The following is a 21427-nucleotide window of genomic DNA, read 5'->3' as shown; positions in this document are numbered from 1 at the left end:
CATATTTATTTTTCCAATATGTCTATTAAATTACAAAAATATTATATGTATAAATATGCTGGAATTTAAAGAGAAAGTAAAGGGTCTTTTTCTCTATAAAAATACCTTTTTATACAAAAAACGCTATTTATTGCGTTTTTTGTATCTTTATAAGTAGCTGGATAATGATTTACACTTATTTTTTTGTGTCGAATGATCTAATAAAAAAAGAGGACAAGTAAAAAAGTCCTCTTTTCAGTAAAGTTGTAACACATTTTATAATTTTTCTTATTCATTTCTGTATGCAAGAAGCTCTTGTAGTTCTTTATTAGAAAGTTCTGTTACCCATTGATCTCCTTGTATGAGTTCATTGTTTAGATGTTGTTTTTGATTGATCACTTCATCAATTTTTTCTTCAATCGTTCCTCTTGTAATAAACTTATGAACATGAACAAATTTATTCTGCCCAATTCGATGGGCGCGATCGGTTGCTTGGTTTTCAACAGCTGGGTTCCACCATCGGTCAAAATGAATAACGTGATTTGCAGCTGTTAAATTCAATCCAGTTCCACCTGCGCGAAGAGAAAGGATAAAGATGGCTTTGTTCCTTGCTTGAAATTGAGCAACCATTTCATCTCGTTGTTCTTTTGACAAACTTCCGTGGAGGAATAAAACCGGCTCGTTGATTTCTTTTTCTAAGGTTCTTTGCAGCATGAGTCCTGTTTCAATATACTGAGTAAAGATTAAACAGCTTTCTTGCTGTGTGCGAATGCTCTCTACGAGTTCAATAATTTTTTCACTTTTATGAGATCGCCTTACCGTTTGTTTAGCTGCACTTTCCTTTAAGTACAAAGCTGGATGGTTGCATAATAATTTTAGCTTATTTAGTGTTTGCAAAATTATGCCTTTTCGTTCAAATCCTGTTTTTTCCTCTGTTTCTTGAAACATTCCTTGAACTAGCTCCTGGTAAAGTGAAGCTTGTTCCGCTGTCAGCGGGATATATTCTTTTTGTTCTTGTTTATCAGGCAGTGAGCGGGCGATGTTTTTATCTTGTTTCGTTCTTCTCAATAAAAAAGGCTGAATGAGTGCTTTAAGCTCAACAGTTCGTTCAGGTTTCTCGCCTTTTTCAATACCTGCTACAAATCGGTTTTTAAATGAATTAATTGTTCCTAAATAACCAGGATTGATGAATTCAAATAATGACCATAGTTCCAGCAGACGGTTTTCAATTGGAGTTCCAGTAAGCGCAATTTTGTGTCTTCCTTGCAGCTGACGGATGGCTCTCGCCTGTTTAGTCTGCGGGTTTTTAACATGTTGTGCTTCGTCTAAGGAAATGCTGTTCCACATAAACCCTTTCAACAATTCGACATCCAAAAGAGCAACTTGATAAGTCGTGATCACAACGTCAGTACTTTCACATATCTTCTCAAATGCGTATCCGTTGGTTCTTTTCGGCCCGTAATGAACATGAACACGAAGAGAAGGGGCAAATTTCTGTAATTCTTTTTCCCAGTTTCCAATTAAAGAAGTTGGGCAAACGATAAGAGAAGGAGAGCTATGTAACGGATGAATATTTGTTAAATAACTAATTAATTGAATGGTTTTACCTAGCCCCATGTCATCTGCTAGACATCCTCCTAAGTTAAACTTTCTCAAAAACATGAGCCAATTCAAACCTTGCTGCTGATAAGGTCTTAATGCACCTTTAAATTCAGAGGGAGGCAGCACTTCCGGCAGCCGTTCTAAATCCGTTAAGGATGTAATAAATGATTGAAAGGAAGCGGGGAGTTGGAACTCAACTTTTACCTCTTCTTCATCGGTTTTACTGTCTGCCATGTAGGTTAGCTTCGTTTTTAAAATTTCATGAATTGAGACGCCTTTTTTACTAGCTTCTTTAACAATTTTCTGCGCTTGTTTAATTAATCTAGAATCCAGTTGAATCCACTGTCCGCTAATAGATAATAATCGGCGTTTTTGTTCGACTAATTTCCGAAACTCTTCTTCTGAGAAAGTTTGATCGCCAATAGAAAATGACCAGCGGAAGCTGCTGATAGCTTGTTTACCAAACAATGCAGATGAAGTATTTTCTATAGTACCAGATACTTTTATGGTGGCTTTTTTTAATGATTCCCACCAGCTTGGCAAATGGATAGAGACACCTTGTTTAATCAATGCTGCACTATCTTGAGTTAGAAATTCCCATACTTCCTCATCTGTTAGGACAGACTGAATAAACGCTCCTTTTTGGTATAAAGTAGGAGCCAATGCTTTCCATCGCTCGTGTTCATAAGCGATATATGATTCGTAGTGATTCCACTCTTTAGGAAGCATTCTTCCCAGTATAAAAGGTTCTTTGGCTTCATCGTGGGGAATCACGAATGTTTCAGCCGTCCATACATCTCCATCGGTCGTTGGCTCTACAATACGCAATGAAAGGTCAAAGGGAGGATTATAGCTCTCGCCTTCTATGCTTATTAAAAAGTCCTTTCCTTCCTTTTTTAATAGGCTCTCTTTAATTTGTGCTCGCCACTCTTGCTCATCAGCTTGTGAAAGCGATCCAGTCATTTGTTTTTTTAAAGGAAGAGAATGAAATTTCCCTTGGATAATCCTCTTTGTCATATCGACTGCAATTTGCTGATAAGCTTCCGCTGAAGCGGACAAAGCCGGTTTCAACACATGCTGTTGAATAGGTAATTGTATGAAAGTGAACATTTGCCATGCAGAAAGAAGAATTCCTTTTTTTCCATTAATCTCAACCTGTGTGGCTTCGCTTCCGTAATAGGTCTGTTCATGCCATAGAAACAGCGCATCTTTCCATGTATCAGGGAGCAAAATTTGGCCGCTAGGTGATACACAGTAGAGAAAAAAGTCACCGTGTACAGGTTCGACTTCAAGTGTTAAATGGAACAAATCAAACATTCAGTAAATCTCCTTTTTCTAATAGTTGTTGAAACGAGCGCTGTTTCTTTGTTTTTATCGCTAATTCTTCCATATAATGTTCCCATAGTAGAGAGCGATTCATTTGTAGATAAAGTCTCTTTAATTCTTGTAAGTAGATATAGGCTTCTTGGTAACTGCTTTTCTTTTTTTCATAAATCAGCTTTGAGATCATTTGATGATAAAGAGGAATAACCAGCTTTTCATCTTTTTGTTTTAAGGCTTCTATCGTTTGCTCGTCATATTTGATGCTGTCATATTGAAGAAGCACCTGTAATTCAACCCACTTTTTCAATTGGTCAGAAGCATATAGAAAATCACTGTATTCAATAAAACTATAGGGAAGTAATGTTTGCAATGCTTCAATATACAAAGTTTGATCGTTCGTTAAGTCTTTATAGTGCTGAAATAAATTTACAATCATGGAGACCATGTTTCGGCTTCCTTGATAAGTAGCCGGAACGGTGCGTACGTAATCTCCTATATAGGTCATTATATAAGAGCCCCACTGAGCAAAGCGGTCAGTTTCTTTTTCATGCAATAAATCATTTAACCAAGGAATAAGATAGGGAATTGTTTGTAGTGTTTCATCGCTCAAACGTTCTTTTGATTCCCCATCTTTTTCTTGAAGGAATAAAAGATAGGAAAGAGCTGTATTGTTTATAAAAGAACCGTACTTAGCTTTTAATTTGCTTTCCTCAGTTTTTCGCCACTTTTCTAACGTGAAGATTTTTTGCCAAATAACGCGATAAATCTCAATACGTTCATATTGTAAAGGCATATCTTTATGCAATAATTCTCGGATGTATGGAATGCTATCCTCTATAATAGATAATGCATCTCCATCGTATTTCATTTGCTTTAATGAATCAGCGGTAGCATAAATTTCATTTGTTATTTTGTAGACGTGACTATATACGAATGATTCCTCGATGTTAGTAGAAAGCTGATGTGCCTGTAATTGAGCTGATAGTTTATAGAATGTATGAACCCCTCCATACATACAAAATAAAGCATAAAGCAATGGGTGCTCAGGAGCCTTTTTCACTAAAGCACGGTAATAGTACTGATAATATTCATGATAAATGGAACGGTCATTTTCGTTCCGCCCCTGCATAAAAAGCGTATACTGCTCCTCAAAAGTTTGTCTCCACTCTTGAAAAGTTGCCTTCGGCTTTTTTAACACTTGTTTGGCAGATAGCATAGTCAAAGCTGCTTTTTCATGGTTTCGCCATTCTTTGAATAGGGGCGCAAGCGGTTCTATTAATGAGTACATATAAAAAAACGCTGCAAAGCAGTGTTCACAAAATCCGTTATGCTGACAAGAACAGGTACTTTCAGGGAGCAGCTGCTTGTTTAGTTCCACATAAAACGAATCGATTTTAACATTTAATATCTGTTCATCATTGTGCAAAATGAAGAATGAATGGGTACGGTAAAGGTCTAGCCCTGCTTGGGCATTCATGCGATAGCGTACATCACTGTACGGGAAATGATGTATAAATTGGTGCTGTAAGTGATCTGAAAACGAACTCATAATCCCATTCCTTTCTATACATAAGTGGAGCATAAAATTATATTTATAATTGGTTAATTTTCTTTTCATTATAAATGATAAAAATAGAATTATACAAAATCTTTTGTTATGATAAAGCAGAATCCAACATGACTCTTTATAAAAAGAAATGGATTCAACATGACTTTGTGTACATACTCAATCGCAGACTTACTATACTATAACCAATAAGCACGATTGACATTGACAGGAGGAAAAGTAAGTGAAAATTCGTAAAGCTATTATTCCAGCAGCTGGATTAGGGACACGCTTTTTGCCGGCTACAAAAGCACAGCCTAAAGAAATGCTGCCAATTGTAGATAAACCAACGATTCAATACATTGTGGAAGAAGCAGTAGCATCAGGTATTGAAGATATTTTAATTGTAAGCGGTCGCGGAAAACGAGCAATCGAAGACCATTTTGATAAATCATATGAGTTAGAAGAAACATTAGCCGCAAAGGAAAAGTGGGACATGCTCGAAGAAGTGCAGGGGATTTCGAATTTGGCTAATGTTCACTACATTCGTCAAAAGGAACCTAAAGGGTTAGGTCATGCCATTCACTGTGCAAGAAGTTTTATCGGAGATGAACCTTTTGCTGTTATGCTAGGCGATGATGTAGTTCAATCAGAAACACCTTGTTTGAAACAGTTAATGAACGTATACGAAAAATATGAATGCGCTGTAGTTGGTGTACAGGAGGTGCCTAGGAAAGAAACTTCAAAGTACGGAATTGTAGGTCCTAAAGGAGAGCCTCTTGAAAAAGGATTATTAGACGTAGAAACGCTCGTTGAAAAACCGAATCCAGAAGAGGCCCCTTCTGGCTATGCAATTATGGGGCGCTATATTTTAACACCGGAAATTTTTGATATCTTAAGCAGAGAAGAGATTGGCGCAGGAGGAGAAATTCAATTAACAGATGCTATTTTACGCCTGAATGAATTTCAACGTGTTCTTGCTTATTATTTCGAAGGAAAACGTTATGATGTTGGAGATAAATTTGGATTCATTAAAGCAACAATTGATTTAGCTCTGCAAAGAGAACCGCTGCGAGAAGAGTTAGTGAGCTATTTTAGAGAAATTGTCGAAAAAGAAGGGCATATGTAAAATATATTTACTAGGGGAACTATTGGGAATCAAGGAGATTTTCAATAGTTCTTTTGGGTTAGAGCTCGTTGTACAAAAGATGGTTATATCGTTTATTGATGAATTCTCATAAAATGTTACATAATAATAAGTACAAGAAATTATTTCATGTTTTTATATAAATGCTATCATGAAATGACATTTTTCGATATAATATCAGATAGGTTTTATTTATTAAGCATGTCATATAAAGGAGATTTTCTGCAATGACAAAGAAATTGTGTGTAGTTGGTTTAGGATATATAGGTTTACCGACAGCTGTTATGTTTGCCAATCACGGCTTATATGTACATGGTGTCGACGTAAATGAAAAAGCAGTAGAATTAATTAAAAATAAGCAACTTCATATAGAAGAAAACGGCTTACAAGAACGTTTAGAATCAGCAGTTGACAACGGACACTTCACGGTAGGCACAACAGCTGAAGAGGCGGATATTTTTATTATTGCTGTACCATCACCAATTAATGAAGATAAAACGGCAAACTTGAACTATGTTCGAGAAGCGACAAAATCGATTGTTCCTTACGTTCGTAAAGGAAATTTAGTAATTTTAGAATCCACAGTTCCTCCGCGTACAGTAGAAGACGTTATGCTACCTGTGCTAAAAGAAACTGGTTTAGAATTAGGCAGTGAGTTATTTGTTTCTCATTCACCTGAACGCGTTATTCCAGGAAAAGTATTTGAGGAATTAGTCAATAATGACCGTATTGTCGGTGGTATTAACGAAGAGTCTAGTCGTTTGACTGTTGAGCTTTATAAAACATTTGTAAAAGGAAATATTCACGTAACGGATGCTACAACAGCTGAAATGGTGAAAGTAATCGAAAACACATATCGTGATGTGAACATTGCGTTTGCAAATGAGCTGGCAAAAATCAGTGAAAAAATTGGTGTAAACGCGTGGGAAGCGATTAAGTTAGCGAACTATCATCCGCGTGTAAACATTCATTTACCAGGTCCTGGTGTAGGCGGCCACTGTATTGCTGTTGACCCTTGGTTCTTAACGGAGCTTCAGCCAGAACTGGCAAAAATTATTTCTCTTTCTCGTCATACAAATGATTCAATGCCTGAATATACAGCATTGAAAACGAAAAGCCTACTAGATGAAAAGGGCATTCAACATGGACGTGTAGCTGTTTTAGGTTTAGCTTTTAAAGGAAATATTGACGATATGCGTGAAAGTCCATCAACAGATGTACTTCATCATTTAGAAAAGCTGGGCGTTGATTACACAGCATTTGATCCTCATATCAAAGAGAATAAAATCGAACGTCAGACGCAAAGTTTGGATGAAGCTGTTGCACATGCGGATGTGATTCTTATTTTAACAGATCATAATGAGTTCAAAGAGCTTCTTCCATCAGCTGTTGAAAATCGCATGCGTACAAAAGTTATTTTTGATACGAAAAACTGCATTCAGCGTGATCAATGGAAAGCAGCAGGCTTTGACGTAGTGTTACTTGGTGATTCAAAAGTTTCTACTTTATAAAAAGACGGGCTGAACAGCCTGTCTTTCGTTTGTAAAAAACTAAAAAATCAACATACGGGTGATTTAATGAAGGAAAACATCTTAGGAATAGACGTTTGTAGCGACACGTACGATGAGCTAGCGGTAAAGTTACTTCAGGATATAGATAAAGGCCGAAAATCATTTATTGTAGCAATCAACCCTGAAAAAATTATGAAAGCACAAGAAGACAGGGAATTAAAGTCACTATTAAATCAAGCGACTTATCAAATTCCAGATGGAATCGGTGTGATTTTAGCTTCAAAGCTCAAAAAGGGACGTATTCGTGAGCGTGTAACGGGTATTGATATGATGCTGAAGCTGTGTAAAGAAGCAACGAATAACGGTAAAAGGATTTTTTTATACGGAGCCAAGCCTGGAATTGCAGATGAAGCCAAAGCTAAGTTGGAAGAGATGTTTCCAGGGATTTTAATTGTTGGAACATTAAATGGCTATGAAAAAAATGAAGAAGTCATTGAACGTACGATTAATGATTCAGGAGCAGAAATTGTTTTTGTGGCTTTAGGCAGTCCAGCCCAAGAAAATTGGATTATTGCTCATAAAGAGAAACTTAATCCTTCTGTTTATCAAGGCGTAGGGGGCTCGTTCGATGTTATTTCAGGACGATTGAACCGAGCACCTGCTGTTTTTCAAAAGTTTGGTTTAGAGTGGCTTTATCGACTGTTAAAAGAACCATGGAGATGGAAGCGTCAGTTAGAATTACCTAGGTTTCTTCTTCGAGTGTTAAGAGGTTAAAAAAGCATGCGGATATAATCCGCATGCTTTTTATTTTTAGATATCTTCTTTCTTGTTTTGTTGCTTGATTTCATCCGTTAGTTCGTGCAAGCTTTGTCGCACATTTCCTTTTCCAGAAAAGTTTTCAATCAATTCCTTCACATCTATACCTGAGGATGCTTTCAGCGATTCTTGAAGAGAAGACATTAAGTTTGTTGCATAGCCAGTCACTTTATTAGCTCCGCTGTTTTCACCGTTGCTTCCTGTATCCACAACCGTAATTTTGTCGATATTTGCTAAAGGACTTGCAACTTGTTTTGCATATTCAGGAAGCATCTTGATAATCATATCTAAAATAGCCGCTTGACCGAACTGCTCGAATGCTTCAGCTACTTTTTGTTTAGCTTCAGCTTCAGCTAAACCTTTTAAGCGGATAATCTCAGCTTCAGATTCACCTTGGGCACGCTGAGCTTCCGCCTTTGCTAAACCATCAATTCGAACGCGTTCAGCTTCAGCTTTAGCCATTGCTTCAATTCGATATTTGTTGGCGTCTGCTTCAGCAAGCTGTTTTGCTTTTTCAGCTTCTGCGGATTGTTCAACAGAGTAACGATCTGCATCTGCTTTCTTTTTTACTTCAGAATCGTATTGACGCTCACGACGAAGAATTTCTTTTTCTTCTAATTCAATTTGTTTCTGACGTTCAATGATGCGGATTTGCATTTCTTGTTCTGTTACATCTTGTTTCGCGCGAGCTGTTTCTAGATCATATGCTTGGTCAGCACGAGCTTTGGCAATATCTTGTTCGCGACGATATTCAGCGGTTTTTAACTGATTCATTTTTTCAGCTTCCGCGATTTCTGTATTTCGCTCAAGCTCCGCTTTTTGGGCATCTTTATGAGCCTCAGCACGCTTGATTCTTGTTTCTTTTTCAGCTTCTGCTGTTGCAATGTCAGCATCTCGCTTAACTTGAGCAATACGAGGTTTCCCTAGAGATTCTAGATAGCCGTTCTTATCCCGAACGTCTTTAATTGTAAACGATACAATAATTAAGCCCATTTTAGCCAGATCTTGTGAAGCTACGCGCTGTACTTCTTGAGAGAATTTTTCACGGTTTTTATAAATTTCTTCTACCGTCATAGAACCAAGAATCGAGCGAAGGTGACCTTCTAAGACTTCTCTAGCTTCGGTTTCGCGATCTTCTTTTGCTTTGCCTAAAAACTGCTCAGCGGCCGTTGCAATTTCTGAAATAGAACCTCCAATTTTGATGATTGATACCCCATCAGCCATAACAGGAACACCTTGTTCTGTATATACTTCAGGTGTAGATACTTCAAGTTTGCTTGACAGCAAGCTCAGAGGCTCAGCCTGCTGAAAAACTGGCAGCACAAACGTACCGCCTCCGCGAACAATTTTAATGCGGTTTCCGGATTCATCGACGTGCACGTTTTTATTTCCCAGATAGCTTCCTGTTACAATTAACGCTTCATCTGGACCTGCTGTACGGTATTTTGTAATAAATACGGCAATCAGCGCAATTAATAAAAAAACAACAATTCCAACGACAACTAATATAGGTGTTGAAAACATAAAACTCCCCCTAATACTATTTATAATGAGTGATTGGTGATAACTTCTTCATAAATCACAACGAGTGCGTTGCCCCTTTGTATATCTACAACAAGCACTTTGCTGCCTAAAGGTATAGCAGTGTTTTTAAAGCTGGCAGCGGGTTTGGAAATAGTGCCGCTAACCCCTTCGATAAATACTTCTCCATAACCATCTGCAGGAACGGAAGTAATAATGGTACCAAGTCTTCCTTTTAACGAATCTTCAGTAAAAGCAAGAGACTCTTCAGCCGATGATAAAGGAATCAATACAAAAACATTGAGCAAAATAACGAGTAGAAGGGCAATAAGAGCGGAAATCGAAATAATCAAATAATTTTGCAATGACGTATAGGCGAACAAATATCCACTGGCACTAAAGAATGTTAAAAAAGAAAAAAAAAGAGTGGGGTTAAAAAAAGGTATCGCTTCAGATAATCCATCTAACAAATCGCTAAATAAAATGTATAAGAAGGTGAGACTTCCGCAGATAATTAATCCATACAAATACACTGTTTGAACAGATAGACCGAACATAGTTCATTCAACACCCCCTTTATGTAAGATGATTGATGCTGTTCCTTATGTATTACGAACCGTATCGAAAAAAGTTTCATTTTTTTGATAAAATTCCTTTTTTTGTTTAATTTTATCTCTATCCATTTTACTATATTTTAACTTTTAAATGATATAAGATAAGGACAACGATTCAGTGAATGTGGTTTGAAATAGTGGACATGCATAGGTCAAAAGTTTGTTCATATAATGAGTGGGCCATATGAAATAAAAATAAAGGTTTAAATATGCTTAATAAAAAGGAAAAAGAGTTAGAGATGACGAATAAATTAGACGAAAAGGGGGGAGTTCGCTTATATTTTAATAAAGCATAGTAAAGAAAATGTTCTACATAAAATAACCACATAAGAATAAAGTAAATCAGCTGTTTATACACAAAAAAATACAATTCTTTTCTATTGATAGTTTGTAAATGTGCTAATTTTTGAGAATAAATTTCTATTTAAGTAGTAGAATCATTGTGATATAATCCATTTTGGGAATAAGTAAGTAATTATTGTTATACGCAATTTGAAATACTATCCAATTATATAAAGTTGGATACATTTTTTATGGTTTTGGTTAACATAAACCTGAGGAGGGTCTCCATGCTATATTTGACCTTGTTTATTTGTTTTATTACATCTATTCTGATCACTCCGCTGGTTAAGAAGCTGGCGTTTAAAATAGGTGCAACGGATAAACCAAATCAACGAAAAGTTCATCAAAAAATTATGCCTCGCCTTGGAGGTTTGGCGATATTTTTTAGTTTTCTTATTGGATACCTCGTTTTACAGCCTGACAGTAAATATGCGCTGCCGATTTTAATCGGAAGCATCATTATCATCATTACCGGTGTCTTAGATGATATGATTGAGCTATCCGCTAAAATCAAATTAGGCGGTCAGCTAGTAGCGACATTAATTGTTGTTGTATACGGTGGAGTCCAAATTGATTTCATTAACTTGCCGTTTGGCGGAAAATTAGAATTCGGAATGTTAAGTATTCCAATTACGGTATTATGGATTGTAGGAATTACCAATGCTATTAATTTAATTGATGGATTGGATGGATTAGCTGCCGGCGTTTCCTCTATTGTATTGATTACCATCTCGGGTATGGCTATTATGATGGGCAATGTGTTTGTGACAAGCATGGGTTTCATCGTATTGGGAAGTACGCTCGGATTTTTGTTTTACAACTTTCACCCCGCTAAGATTTTTATGGGCGATACAGGAGCACTATTTTTAGGCTATATGATTTCTGTTTTGTCTCTGTTAGGATTTAAAAATGTAGCGGTTATTTCCTTCATTGTTCCAGTTATTATTTTAGGGGTACCAATTTCAGATACGTTCTTTGCTATTATTCGCCGAATCGTAAAAAATCAACCGCTATCGGCTCCTGATAAATCTCATTTGCATCATTGCTTGTTGCGCTTAGGGTACAGCCATAGACAAACGGTTTTAATTATTTATGGAATGAGTGCGATATTTGGTTTAGCGGCAGTTATCTTCTCAAAGGTACAAACAATGTGGGGATCTTTTCTTGTACTAGCTATCCTCCTTGTAGCGATTGAAATTATCGTTGAAAAGATAGGACTAGTTGATAAGACATATAGGCCAATTCTCAACATGGTCCGTGGACTTCGTTTAAAAAATTAATTAAAAAGACCTCTTGGATATCCAAGAGGTCTTTTTAATTATTCTGTTGTATCTGAAGTTGATTCAATGCCTAAATGCTTGCGGAGCTTTTCACTTACTTTTTCTACTGAATCATTGTCTAGTTTAAAGTAGTACACGCCGTTAATTTTTTCATCGCTGCCGTCTAAGTTAATGGTTTCGATGTCTACTTTTTTCGAAGCATAATCATAAAATGAAAGCATTTCACCGAACATTAAATTCGTTTTCATATTATCGCCAACAGCTTCGATAAGATTTCCATATTTATTTAGTGATCCAATGGAAGCAGCTTTTTTAATCATGGCTTCAATCAACTGCTGTTGTCTTTTTCCTCGCTCAATATCGTTGTCTTGTTTTCGTGTTCGAGCAACAGCTAACGCTTCTTCGCCATTTAAATGTTGATTTCCTGGTTTTAAGACAATAGCATTATGACGATCTTTTGAGTCCTTTTCACTCATCGCATAAGGTACATCAAAATCGATTCCCCCAAGTGAGTCTACAATGTCTGTGAAAGCTTTAAAATTCACTTTAACATAGTAATCAACGGGGACATTAAACAGATGTTCTACCGTTTCTACAGTTGCTTTTGGACCTCCGTAAGCATGCGCATGAGTGATTTTATCTTTTCTGTTCACTTCAGGTATATAAACCCGCGAATCTCGAGGTATGCTTACAAGCTTTACGGTTTTATTGGTTTCGTTAAAGGTCGCCAAAATTAAAGCATCCGTACGGGCTGATTTCCCGAATTTCCTGGTTTCACTATCATCTACGCCCATAAATAAAATGGATATATCATCTTTTTTGGGATCGATTTTACGATCACGCATAGGAGAGTTATCGCGATCTCCGAGTCCTTCATAAGAATCAGAAGCTACTGTTTTAGCTTTAACAAACAAATAAGAGCCATAAGCAGTCGCAGAAAGCCCTAAAATAAGGATAGGTAACAGAAAAAATGTAAAAAGCCTTCGTTTTCTTTTCCGTTTGTTTACTCTTTTTTGAAAACGTCTATATTGAGCCATACGGTTTCTCCTTTTATTCGTATATTCGAACACTTATTGTGACAATTAGTATGTGTTATAAATTGGAATGTATGAATCAAACTCGTCAAAGCTATGCATCTGTACGAGGTTTTTACTCATTGACAAGTAGCGCAACCATCAGAATAGTTGCGCTATTTATCAATTGTACAATGTTTTTTAATAAGAGTAAATAATTCATTCTACATCTTCTTCTAAATAGGTCGTCTCACCTGCTCGAATATCTGCTTGGCCGTTTGTTAGCTCGGTCATCCATTCAGTAAATGCTTCTGTTTGAGCTTCCTCTACAAATGTTTCAATCTCTACCATATCTGCGTAGTGGATTTCTTTTAATAGATAAACGGAACTGCGAAGTTCATTTTCTAATTTTCCAAGCCATGTATAGTCGACGGTTGTATGCATAACCGCCATGAGAGTTCGTTTGACTGTACCTAGTTCATTTAACGCTTCGGAAACAGATTTCCCATATGCGCGCACCAAGCCACCTGCGCCCAATTTAATGCCTCCGAAATAGCGCGTAACGACGACCACCGTATCTTTTAAGCCTCTTTTTTTAAGCACTTCTAACATTGGTACGCCTGCTGTTCCACTTGGTTCTCCATCATCGTTTGCTTTTTGAAATTGATCTCGTTCTCCAATTAGGTAAGCTGAACAGTTATGAGTAGCATTCCAGTGCTGTTTTTTAATGTCTTGAATAAATTGCTGAGCTTCTTCCTCAGTTGTTACACGTTTCATATGACAAATGAATCTAGATTTTTGAATAGTGATTTCATGTGAACCTTCTTGTTTTACGGTATAATATTGTGATAACAATCAAAAAATCCTCCTTAGCGTTATAAATAGAAGAAAAACGGGTATTTACGTACTGTTTACTTGCTATTAGTATAAAATGTTTATGAAAAGACATCAATTAATCAAATTCAACCTCACTTGAACAAGCTATACAGAATATACGTTATAATAAAAGAGTGTGCAGGCTTGCATAGCTAAATAATGAAATGGTTTAAACAGGCAGTTAGTCACTGTTGAAGAGTGAGCGTAAATGGTAATCTATTCAAATAACGCGAGTCAAGCGTCGATTGATGTCGAGTTTGAGGGTACTAAAAACAACCGTTACTTTTTGGATATAAAAAGTCAGATAGGGAGAAAATATGGATCTTATCCTCACAATTCAGATAGGTCATACGAATACTATATATAGCATGAACGTATAGACATTTCTCCGAATGTGAGTATAGTTTGGGGTGAGTAAATGTCGAAACATAAATTAACAAGTAAGGCACTTGATGAAATTTTTGAGAAAATTATTGGCACAGTGGGAGATAGTAAAAATGAAGTCTATCGTCTTTCTGAAGATGCCAGACAAGAATATCAGCAAATAAAAGAAGAGTTAGAAGTGTTAAAAGGGAAAGTTCTTGAGACGATAGAGCAAGGCGATAAATTGGAAACCCAGGCAAGGTTGGCTCGAAAGCGTTTGTCTGATGTGAGCCGACATTTTCAAATTTATTCAGAGCCTGAAGTAAAAGACGCTTATGAAAAAGCACATGAATTACAAACCAAGCTGCTGATGAATCAGCAAAGCGAATATCAGCTGCGTAATCGTCGAGATGAACTAGAAAGACGCTTGCTTACATTAGAAGAAACGATTAAACGTGCAGATCACCTAGTAGGTCAAATTTCCGTTGTGTTAAATTATTTAACAAGTGATTTAAAACAAGTAGGGGAAATAGTAGAAGATGCCATTCAAAAAGAGTATTTTGGCTTTCGGATTATTGAAGCTCAGGAAGAGGAACGGAAACGTTTGTCAAGAGAGATTCATGACGGCCCAGCTCAAATGCTTGCAAATGTTATGATGAGATCGGAATTAATTGACCGAATTTACCGGGAACGTAGTGCAAAAGAAGCAATGGAGGAAATTCGGGATTTACGAAAAATGGTTCGTTCTGCCCTATACGAAGTGCGTCGAATTATATATGATTTAAGACCGATGGCACTTGACGACTTAGGTCTAATTCCGACGCTGCGTAAATATCTTGATACAATCGAAGATTATAACGAAGGCAAGCCTCGGATTACGTTTATTTCCATTGGACAAGAGAAGCGAACTGCTTCAAAATTAGAAGTAGCACTGTTTCGCTTAGTGCAAGAAGCTGTAACGAACGCATTAAAACATGCAGACGCGACGGAAATCCAAGTGAAGATAGAGTTCAACAATGAATACGCTATTTTGCTTGTCAAAGATGACGGCTGCGGTTTTAATCAAGAAGAGAAAAAAGAGAATTCGTTCGGCTTAATAGGAATGAAAGAGCGTGTTGATTTGTTAGATGGGACTATTTCTGTTCATTCGAAAATTAACCAAGGCACGCTTGTTATGATTAAAGTACCGATTATAGCCGCTTAAAAAGGCAGAGATATGTATATAAATAGGGGTCAATATAGAGTAAAACATTTGTTGTTCGATTTGGGGAGGAATCAAACATGCAGACAAGAATTATCATAATCGACGATCACCAATTATTCCGTGAAGGAGTAAAAAGAATTTTAGATTTCGAAAAAGATTTTGAAGTAGTTGCAGAAGGTGACGACGGTAGCGAAGTTATTGACCTTGTAGAAGAACATCAACCTGATGTTGTAATCATGGATATTAACATGCCGGCTGTAAATGGTGTAGAAGCTACGAAAAAGCTTGTAGAAGTAAATCCGGACGCTAAAGTTATTATCTTATCTATCCATGATGATGAGACATATGTAACTCACGCCTTACAAACAGGTGCACGAGGCTATCTGCTAAAAGAAATGGATGCGGATGCGTTAATTGAGGCGGTGAAAGTAGTTGCAGAAGGTGGTTCATATTTACACCCGAAAGTAACGCATAGTTTAGTAAAAGAGTACCGTCGACTAGCAGCTCAAGGACAATCGTCTTCTTATCCGCACGAACCAATTGAGATTCGTCGTCCACTACATTTGTTAACACGTCGTGAGTGCGAAGTGCTCCAACTGTTAGCTGATGGTAAAAGTAACCGAGGAATCGGAGAAGCATTATATATTAGTGAGAAAACCGTTAAAAACCATGTGAGTAATATTTTGCAAAAAATGAATGTAAATGATCGTACTCAAGCTGTCGTTGTGGCAATCAAAAACGGTTGGGTAGAAGTAAGATAAGTTCAAAAGTCTGATATACCACTAGGTATATCGGACTTTTTTTTTCTTTTTATAAATTTTTTTGAAATTGTAGGTAAAAAGGCATGTTTAATGAGAGAGTAAAACAACCGATAAGTTAAGGGGAGAAAATATCTTTTAGGAAGGCAAAGGGTGATACCTTTACACATTTACTCGTCCTTTAACTTCGCTTAAGCATAAAGGGAATCTTAAGGATCCTACACCCTTCGACGAAAGCATCCATACCTCAAAATAATGTCCATCAAGTTGATGCATGCTCTTGTAAGAAAAGGTCTTTAATACATTGAGATACATATGAGGTCTTAGAAAAATTTATTCAAACCTCAACTGGTGTCCTTTAAAAATTTATAAGTTAGCTTTTAGTGAAATAAATAGAAAACTGATTTAAAGAAGACAAGAAGGTGATGAAGCTGAATTTTATAACGGAAGAATTAATCTATCATAAATCTCCGCAAGAGCTAACAGCTATGATGTATGAAAAATTTATTCAAAATATTGATGAAGCTGTTATAGCAATTCAACACAGCGATTATTTTACAGCGAATGAAAAAATTAAACAGTGCAACGATATTTTATATCAGCTAGGAATTGGCTTAACATATCAAGCAGGTATCATTGCAGAGCAGTTAGATACCCTGTACAACTATATGTCTGAGCGATTAATTAAGGCTAATTTTAAAAAAGATACGTTTATTTTATGTGAAGTTCAACAAATGATGAAGCAGCTTTCTAACGCTTGGAATGAAGTGTTAAAAGCGACGCCTAAAGTTACCTCTTCGCTCCGAAAAAACAAGCTGTCTTCTTATGAACAGCACATAAGCATCACTGTTAGCTAAAGGGGAATCATCATATCCACGCATCAGATGCCTCTCGAAACTTTCAGCTAATCCAGCTAGCATATCTAAAAGTCTAAATTGAATGGAGTGTATACTAACAGAGAAAGGAGAGATACATAGTGGAGGTACAGCGAATTAACAGTCTTTCTTCTTCCATGAATCTCATTAGAGAAAAAGAAGTAAGTGGTTCGGTTTCATTTACAGGAGTAATGGCCAAGAAACAAAACGAACTAACCTATGAACATTTAACTCAAGTGATAAATAAAATTGAAGAACAGGGAAAGCAGTTAGTGAAAAGTCAAACTATTGATTCTTTGCGGAAATACAAGACGCTTGTGAAGCAGTTTATGAACGAAGCCGTTAAAAATGGTTTTGAACTTCATGAAGAAAGAGGATTTAATCATAGAGGAACGACTAAAGTATATAAGTTAGTGAAAGAAGTGGATACGAAACTAGTTGACTTGACAAATGATATCCTTCAAAAAGAAAAAAACAGTTTAAATTTACTCAAGCGGGTTGGAGAAATTCAAGGTTTGTTAATCAATATGTATACGTGAGGGAGCTTTTACTAATAGGTAAACCTCTCGTTACATGCATTTTAATTCTAAATGTTGTAGAATAGAGTGAAATTATTTTATATAACAAAGGATGGATCCCTATCTTATGAAAACAGCAATTATTACAGATAGTACCGCCTATATATCAGAGGAAATTCAATCAAACTATCATATACATATGGTGCCGCTAAGCGTTATTTTCGGTGAAGAAACATATCGTGAAGAAGTAGATATGACTGCAGATCAATATTTTGAAAAAATTAAAGAAGCAAAAAATCTTCCAACCACTTCTCAGCCTGCTATCGGAGAATTTGTAGAGTTGTTTGAACAGTTAAAACGAGATCAATTCGATGCTGCTATCGTTATTACGTTATCTAGTGGAATTAGCGGAACGTATCAGGGAGCTTTGACGGCAGGTAGCATGGTAGAAGACTTTGACGTGCACGTATTTGATTCAGAAATCAGCTGTATGGTTCAAGGCTTTTATGCGATTGAAGGAGCCGAGATGGTCCAATTAAATAAACATCCTGACGAAATCATTGCGCGTTTTGAAGAGATGAAACTATCAATGCGTGCGTATTTTATGGTAGATGATTTATCTCACTTGCAGCGTGGAGGTCGCCTAAATGCTGCTCAGGCTATTATCGGCAGTCTGCTTCAAGTAAAGCCAGTGCTGCATTTTGAATCTAAAAAAATTGTTCCATTTGAAAAAATTCGTACGCGTAAGCGAGCGTTAAAACGAATCACGGAGCTTCTTGATGAGGATGCAAAAGAAAATGTACCTATGAAAGCTGTAGTTATTCATTCTAATCGTGAAAATGAAGCAAAAGAAATTCAACGAGACTTAGAACAAGAATATCCTCATATTGAATGGAGTCTTTCTTATTTTGGCGCTGTGATTGGCACGCATTTAGGTGAAGGTGCCATCGGTATAGGCTGGTATAAAAAGTAATCGAAAACCAAATCATTTGATTTGGTTTTTTTGCAGGAAAAAACACCTTTTTTTGCGTATATAGATGTGTACGATAAACATGGAAAGGAATGAAGATATGCTTTTTACTGTTAAACAAGAATTGCTAAATCCCGTTCAAGTACCTAGCCCAGCTGCTTTTCCTCTCTCAAAACTCGATACGTGGAGAACTCCACCTTTAAATCCTTCATACCCCTACTCTTTAGATCTTCAGCGCTCTCTAAGCGGAAAGCAGCTTCTGCTAACTCAGACTCCCTATCCTTTATCTCTCATTCATGAACATTATCTAAACGGATATATTTCCTATCAAAAAGCACTTACCCAGAAAGAAAACGGATATAAATGCAACCGGTGTGGAAGTGATAGCCCCTTTTATTTTGCTTCATTTCCATGCAGTAGATGTCACCAGGAGTGCTGCTATTGCCGAGCATGTATTGCAATGGGGAAAGTAAGTGAGTGCACACCTTTTATAAACTGGGAAGGACCAACAAGTAATGTCCTGCCAAAAAGCAGCGTGATGAATTGGAAAGGAATGCTGTCTAAAGCTCAAGAACGTGCTTCAAATGAACTCATTCAAGCTATAAAAAAGGATGAAGAGCTGTTAATTTGGGCTGTTTGCGGAGCAGGAAAAACGGAAATTTTATTTAAAGGTATTGAAGCAGCGTTGAACAGCGGAAAGAAAGTCTGTATTGCTACTCCAAGAACAGATGTAGTTATTGAGTTAAAGCCAAGAATTCAATCAGCATTCCCGGACATGTCTGTGCTGGCTATGTATGGAGGCAGCGAAGACCGTTTTCATGAATCCTCTCTTATTATTTCCACCACTCATCAACTTCTGCATTATTATCAAGCATTCGATGTGCTGATTATTGACGAAGTAGATGCATTCCCGTATTCGACAGAGCCTATGCTGCACTATGCTGTTGCAAAAGCAGCTAAACACGCTGCATCAAAGATTTATTTAACAGCGACTCCAAATGAATCATTAAAAAAAGACGTTGAGCAAGGTAAAAAACAAGTAGTTAAAATTCCAGCCCGCTATCACCGAATGCTTATTCCTGTTCCCCGGTTTGAATGGTGTGGCAATTGGAAGAAAAAAATGAAAACAAATACTTTGCCTGCTAATGTTGAGAAATGGCTGAAAAAAAGAATAAATGAAGGGAAACAATGCTTTATCTTCGTCCCGCAAATTAAGTGGATTGCTCCGATCACAGACATGATTCGGAAGTTGACGGAAAAGGTAGACGGTGTCCATGCTGAAGATTCCCAGCGAAAAGAAAAAGTAATGAAATTTAGAGAAGGGCAGCTCGTTATTTTAGTAACGACAACAATATTAGAGCGAGGCGTAACGGTTCCCAACATAGATGTTGCAGTATTGGGAGCAGAAGAAACGATTTTTACTGAAAGTGCTCTTGTTCAGATTTCAGGAAGAGTGGGGAGGAGTGCTCAATTTCCAACGGGAGACGTGGTGTTTTTTCATTATGGGCAGTCTCTGTCTATGCGAAAAGCAAAAGAGCATATTGAATATATGAATGCTCTAGCTTATAAGGAAGGGCTGGTTGATCGATGACAATATGTCTGATTTGTTTTGAACCTCTTGTCTCTTCTTTCGATTGGAGGTCATTGTTAAAACCTTCTTCAACGGACAGAATTTGCACTGTTTGCTTGCAAAAATGTCCCATCATCATCAGCAGCATTTGCAGGGGATGCGGCCGTTCTCTTGCAGACCTGGCTTCTTCTCATTATGAGCTAGACACATGTATGGACTGTCAGAAATGGAATGATGCTTCTTTTTTTAACCGTTCTCTTTATGCGTACAATGATTTTATGCAAAGCATAATAGAACGTTTTAAATTTCAAGGAGATTATGAAATTATCCAAGCATTCAAGGAGCAGTGGTATAAGTTTTATAAAAAAGAATGTAATCCAAAAGCTATACTAGTTCCTATACCTTTAACGGACGAAAGATTATATGAGAGAGGGTTTAACCAATCTTTAGCGCTAGCTGAACTGATCAGTGGCAACATAGAAATGCCTCTTGTTCGCTGTTCAGGAACAAAGCAATCAAAGAAAAATAGGCGAAGTCGGCTGGCAGAAAGACTGGAATTTAAAGTAGTCGATTCCTCAATGGTTACGAATCAAGAATTTCTCTTGATTGATGATATTTATACAACAGGAGCAACTGTGCGCCAAGCGGCAAATTGTTTGCAGGAAGCTGGAGCACGTTCAGTTCGTTCGCTCACTTTAATTCGCGCATGAAGATGTATAATTTAAAAATTTGACCGATAGTAAAATAAAAAACAAATGAGGAGTTTCGAATATGGGAACGTTAGATAATTGCAGGGAATGCGGTCATTTATTTGTAAAAAGTGGATCAATAAACATATGTAAATCATATTTTGACAAAGAAGAAGCTCTGTTTCAACGTGTTTCTTCATTCTTGAAGAAGAGAGCAAATCGTACAGCAACGACTTACGAAGTAATGAAAGAAACGGGCGTTTCAGATTCGTTAATTCATCAATTTATTCGACAAGGTCGATTAGTGCTAACGAACTTTCCAAACATAAGCTATCCATGCATGCAATGCAACGCTCAGATTCGAGAAGGTAAACTCTGTCATTCATGCTCTCAAGAAATTAAACATGGGTTAGAAAAGCATAATCATGAGATAATTCGTTCAAATGAAGAGCCGACGCGTCCCACCTATCGTTCTAACGAAAGGAAAAAAGAGTAAAAGTGTGCGGAGTGTTTGCAGATTCTCTATCTATAGACCTATGTTTAAGGTGGACTGTGAAAATGGTCTCAACTTCTTTGCCGATGCTAAAGGTTTAGGCTGAAATTCCGATATAATGAATAGAGATAACGGATACAAATATAAAAAGAGGTGAGAGAGATGAAGATTAACCCATCGAACTTATTTGGAATAAATCCGTACAAAAAACAATCAGAAAAAACAGAACAGGTCTCTAAAAAGAATCCACAAGATCAGATTCATATTTCATCTAAGGCGAAGAAACTTCAGGGAAATGAACCATCTCCAGAAAGACTTGAAAAATTGGAGAAACTAAAACAGCAAATTAACAGCGGAACATACGAAATTAACGGAAAAGAAATTGCTAAAAGTATTGTAGATTTCTATAAAAAATAA

The 21427-nt window shown here is 36.9% G+C and carries 19 protein-coding genes; 13 read left to right on the top strand and 6 right to left on the bottom strand.

What is annotated here, in order from left to right; all coding sequences use genetic code 11:
* Positions 1-267: 267 nt before the first annotated feature.
* Together OK414_RS26680 and OK414_RS26675 are read right to left on the bottom strand one after the other, a co-directional pair.
* Complete coding sequence (locus OK414_RS26680) at positions 268-2898, bottom strand: DEAD/DEAH box helicase (protein ID WP_047933499.1); 2631 nt, start codon at positions 2896-2898, stop codon at positions 268-270.
* The gene (locus OK414_RS26675; protein ID WP_263045920.1) at positions 2891-4453 is read right to left on the bottom strand and encodes a replication initiation protein; all 1563 of its coding nucleotides are present in this window, start codon (positions 4451-4453) and stop codon (positions 2891-2893) included. Before OK414_RS26675 ends, OK414_RS26680 begins: the two co-directional genes overlap by 8 nt.
* Before the next feature lie 241 nt (positions 4454-4694).
* Here OK414_RS26675 and galU point away from each other — a divergent pair, with 241 nt between their 5' ends.
* From galU to OK414_RS26660, 3 genes are all read left to right on the top strand, one after another.
* The gene (gene galU, locus OK414_RS26670; RefSeq protein WP_016765909.1) at positions 4695-5579 is read left to right on the top strand and encodes a UTP--glucose-1-phosphate uridylyltransferase GalU; all 885 of its coding nucleotides are present in this window, start codon (positions 4695-4697) and stop codon (positions 5577-5579) included.
* Positions 5580-5824: 245 nt separating this feature from the next.
* Positions 5825-7108, top strand: coding sequence for a nucleotide sugar dehydrogenase (locus tag OK414_RS26665; protein WP_263045919.1), 1284 nt, complete (start codon positions 5825-5827; stop codon positions 7106-7108).
* A gap of 66 nt (positions 7109-7174) precedes the next feature.
* Complete coding sequence (locus OK414_RS26660; RefSeq protein ID WP_013059779.1) at positions 7175-7882, top strand: WecB/TagA/CpsF family glycosyltransferase; 708 nt, start codon at positions 7175-7177, stop codon at positions 7880-7882.
* A 36-nt stretch (positions 7883-7918) separates the two neighbouring features.
* On the opposite strand, the gene OK414_RS26655 is transcribed toward OK414_RS26660, so the two are convergent.
* Together OK414_RS26655 and OK414_RS26650 are read right to left on the bottom strand one after the other, a co-directional pair.
* Entirely contained in the window at positions 7919-9448 is a 1530-nt protein-coding gene (locus OK414_RS26655) for a flotillin family protein (RefSeq protein ID WP_013085445.1), read from the bottom strand.
* 20 nt (positions 9449-9468) lie between these two features.
* Positions 9469-10002 (bottom strand): NfeD family protein, encoded by a 534-nt coding sequence (locus OK414_RS26650; protein ID WP_034648312.1) that lies wholly within the window; start codon positions 10000-10002, stop codon positions 9469-9471.
* A 626-nt stretch (positions 10003-10628) separates the two neighbouring features.
* Here OK414_RS26650 and OK414_RS26645 point away from each other — a divergent pair.
* On the top strand, positions 10629-11681 hold the full coding sequence (locus OK414_RS26645; RefSeq protein ID WP_013059776.1) for a glycosyltransferase family 4 protein: 1053 nt from the start codon (positions 10629-10631) through the stop codon (positions 11679-11681).
* Positions 11682-11719: 38 nt separating this feature from the next.
* Here OK414_RS26645 and OK414_RS26640 read toward each other — a convergent pair whose 3' ends face one another.
* Both OK414_RS26640 and OK414_RS26635 read right to left on the bottom strand, forming a co-directional pair.
* Positions 11720-12718, bottom strand: coding sequence for an LCP family protein (locus OK414_RS26640; RefSeq protein ID WP_034648314.1), 999 nt, complete (start codon positions 12716-12718; stop codon positions 11720-11722).
* A gap of 195 nt (positions 12719-12913) precedes the next feature.
* Positions 12914-13549 (bottom strand): YigZ family protein, encoded by a 636-nt coding sequence (locus OK414_RS26635; RefSeq protein ID WP_013085443.1) that lies wholly within the window; start codon positions 13547-13549, stop codon positions 12914-12916.
* Between the two features lie 439 nt (positions 13550-13988).
* Here OK414_RS26635 and OK414_RS26630 point away from each other — a divergent pair, with 439 nt between their 5' ends.
* From OK414_RS26630 to flgM, 9 genes are all read left to right on the top strand, one after another.
* Complete coding sequence (locus OK414_RS26630; protein ID WP_034648316.1) at positions 13989-15137, top strand: sensor histidine kinase; 1149 nt, start codon at positions 13989-13991, stop codon at positions 15135-15137.
* Positions 15138-15214: 77 nt separating this feature from the next.
* On the top strand, positions 15215-15898 hold the full coding sequence (locus tag OK414_RS26625) for a response regulator (protein ID WP_013059772.1): 684 nt from the start codon (positions 15215-15217) through the stop codon (positions 15896-15898).
* Positions 15899-16320: 422 nt separating this feature from the next.
* On the top strand, positions 16321-16752 hold the full coding sequence (fliS, locus tag OK414_RS26620) for a flagellar export chaperone FliS (protein WP_080743085.1): 432 nt from the start codon (positions 16321-16323) through the stop codon (positions 16750-16752).
* Positions 16753-16871: 119 nt separating this feature from the next.
* Entirely contained in the window at positions 16872-17309 is a 438-nt protein-coding gene (locus OK414_RS26615) for a YaaR family protein (RefSeq protein ID WP_263045918.1), read from the top strand.
* Positions 17310-17415: 106 nt separating this feature from the next.
* Positions 17416-18261: a DegV family protein gene (locus OK414_RS26610; RefSeq protein ID WP_034648322.1), complete on the top strand. Its 846-nt coding sequence runs from the start codon at positions 17416-17418 to the stop codon at positions 18259-18261.
* A 79-nt stretch (positions 18262-18340) separates the two neighbouring features.
* Positions 18341-19849 (top strand): DEAD/DEAH box helicase, encoded by a 1509-nt coding sequence (locus OK414_RS26605; RefSeq protein ID WP_171776515.1) that lies wholly within the window; start codon positions 18341-18343, stop codon positions 19847-19849.
* 53 nt (positions 19850-19902) lie between these two features.
* On the top strand, positions 19903-20538 hold the full coding sequence (locus OK414_RS26600; protein WP_233335182.1) for a ComF family protein: 636 nt from the start codon (positions 19903-19905) through the stop codon (positions 20536-20538).
* A 61-nt stretch (positions 20539-20599) separates the two neighbouring features.
* Positions 20600-21013 carry a TIGR03826 family flagellar region protein gene (locus OK414_RS26595; RefSeq protein WP_263045917.1) on the top strand — a complete coding sequence of 138 codons (414 nt, stop codon included), beginning with the start codon at positions 20600-20602 and terminating at the stop codon, positions 21011-21013.
* A gap of 159 nt (positions 21014-21172) precedes the next feature.
* A complete protein-coding gene (gene flgM / locus OK414_RS26590; RefSeq protein ID WP_263045916.1) occupies positions 21173-21427 on the top strand; it encodes a flagellar biosynthesis anti-sigma factor FlgM in 255 nt (84 codons plus the stop codon).

This window comes from Priestia sp. JV24 (genome assembly GCF_025910025.1).
In the GTDB taxonomy this organism is placed as follows: domain Bacteria; phylum Bacillota; class Bacilli; order Bacillales; family Bacillaceae_H; genus Priestia; species Priestia megaterium.
Note: the sequence above shows the minus strand (reverse complement) of the source record. Positions and strands in the feature narration are given on the sequence as shown.

What these genes read in the sequence shown, in the direction of transcription:
- OK414_RS26595 (WP_263045917.1), top strand. Translation starts at nt 20,600, where the DNA reads ATGGGAACGTTAGATAATTGCAGGGAATGCGGTCATTTATTTGTAAAA.
- OK414_RS26625 (WP_013059772.1), top strand. Translation starts at nt 15,215, where the DNA reads ATGCAGACAAGAATTATCATAATCGACGATCACCAATTATTCCGTGAA.
- OK414_RS26650 (WP_034648312.1), bottom strand. Translation starts at nt 10,002, where the DNA reads ATGTTCGGTCTATCTGTTCAAACAGTGTATTTGTATGGATTAATTATC.
- OK414_RS26630 (WP_034648316.1), top strand. Translation starts at nt 13,989, where the DNA reads ATGTCGAAACATAAATTAACAAGTAAGGCACTTGATGAAATTTTTGAG.
- OK414_RS26645 (WP_013059776.1), top strand. Translation starts at nt 10,629, where the DNA reads ATGCTATATTTGACCTTGTTTATTTGTTTTATTACATCTATTCTGATC.
- OK414_RS26660 (WP_013059779.1), top strand. Translation starts at nt 7,175, where the DNA reads ATGAAGGAAAACATCTTAGGAATAGACGTTTGTAGCGACACGTACGAT.
- OK414_RS26675 (WP_263045920.1), bottom strand. Translation starts at nt 4,453, where the DNA reads ATGAGTTCGTTTTCAGATCACTTACAGCACCAATTTATACATCATTTC.
- OK414_RS26640 (WP_034648314.1), bottom strand. Translation starts at nt 12,718, where the DNA reads ATGGCTCAATATAGACGTTTTCAAAAAAGAGTAAACAAACGGAAAAGA.
- fliS (WP_080743085.1), top strand. Translation starts at nt 16,321, where the DNA reads ATGAAGCTGAATTTTATAACGGAAGAATTAATCTATCATAAATCTCCG.
- OK414_RS26665 (WP_263045919.1), top strand. Translation starts at nt 5,825, where the DNA reads ATGACAAAGAAATTGTGTGTAGTTGGTTTAGGATATATAGGTTTACCG.
- flgM (WP_263045916.1), top strand. Translation starts at nt 21,173, where the DNA reads ATGAAGATTAACCCATCGAACTTATTTGGAATAAATCCGTACAAAAAA.
- OK414_RS26680 (WP_047933499.1), bottom strand. Translation starts at nt 2,898, where the DNA reads ATGTTTGATTTGTTCCATTTAACACTTGAAGTCGAACCTGTACACGGT.
- OK414_RS26605 (WP_171776515.1), top strand. Translation starts at nt 18,341, where the DNA reads ATGGAAAGGAATGAAGATATGCTTTTTACTGTTAAACAAGAATTGCTA.
- OK414_RS26610 (WP_034648322.1), top strand. Translation starts at nt 17,416, where the DNA reads ATGAAAACAGCAATTATTACAGATAGTACCGCCTATATATCAGAGGAA.
- OK414_RS26655 (WP_013085445.1), bottom strand. Translation starts at nt 9,448, where the DNA reads ATGTTTTCAACACCTATATTAGTTGTCGTTGGAATTGTTGTTTTTTTA.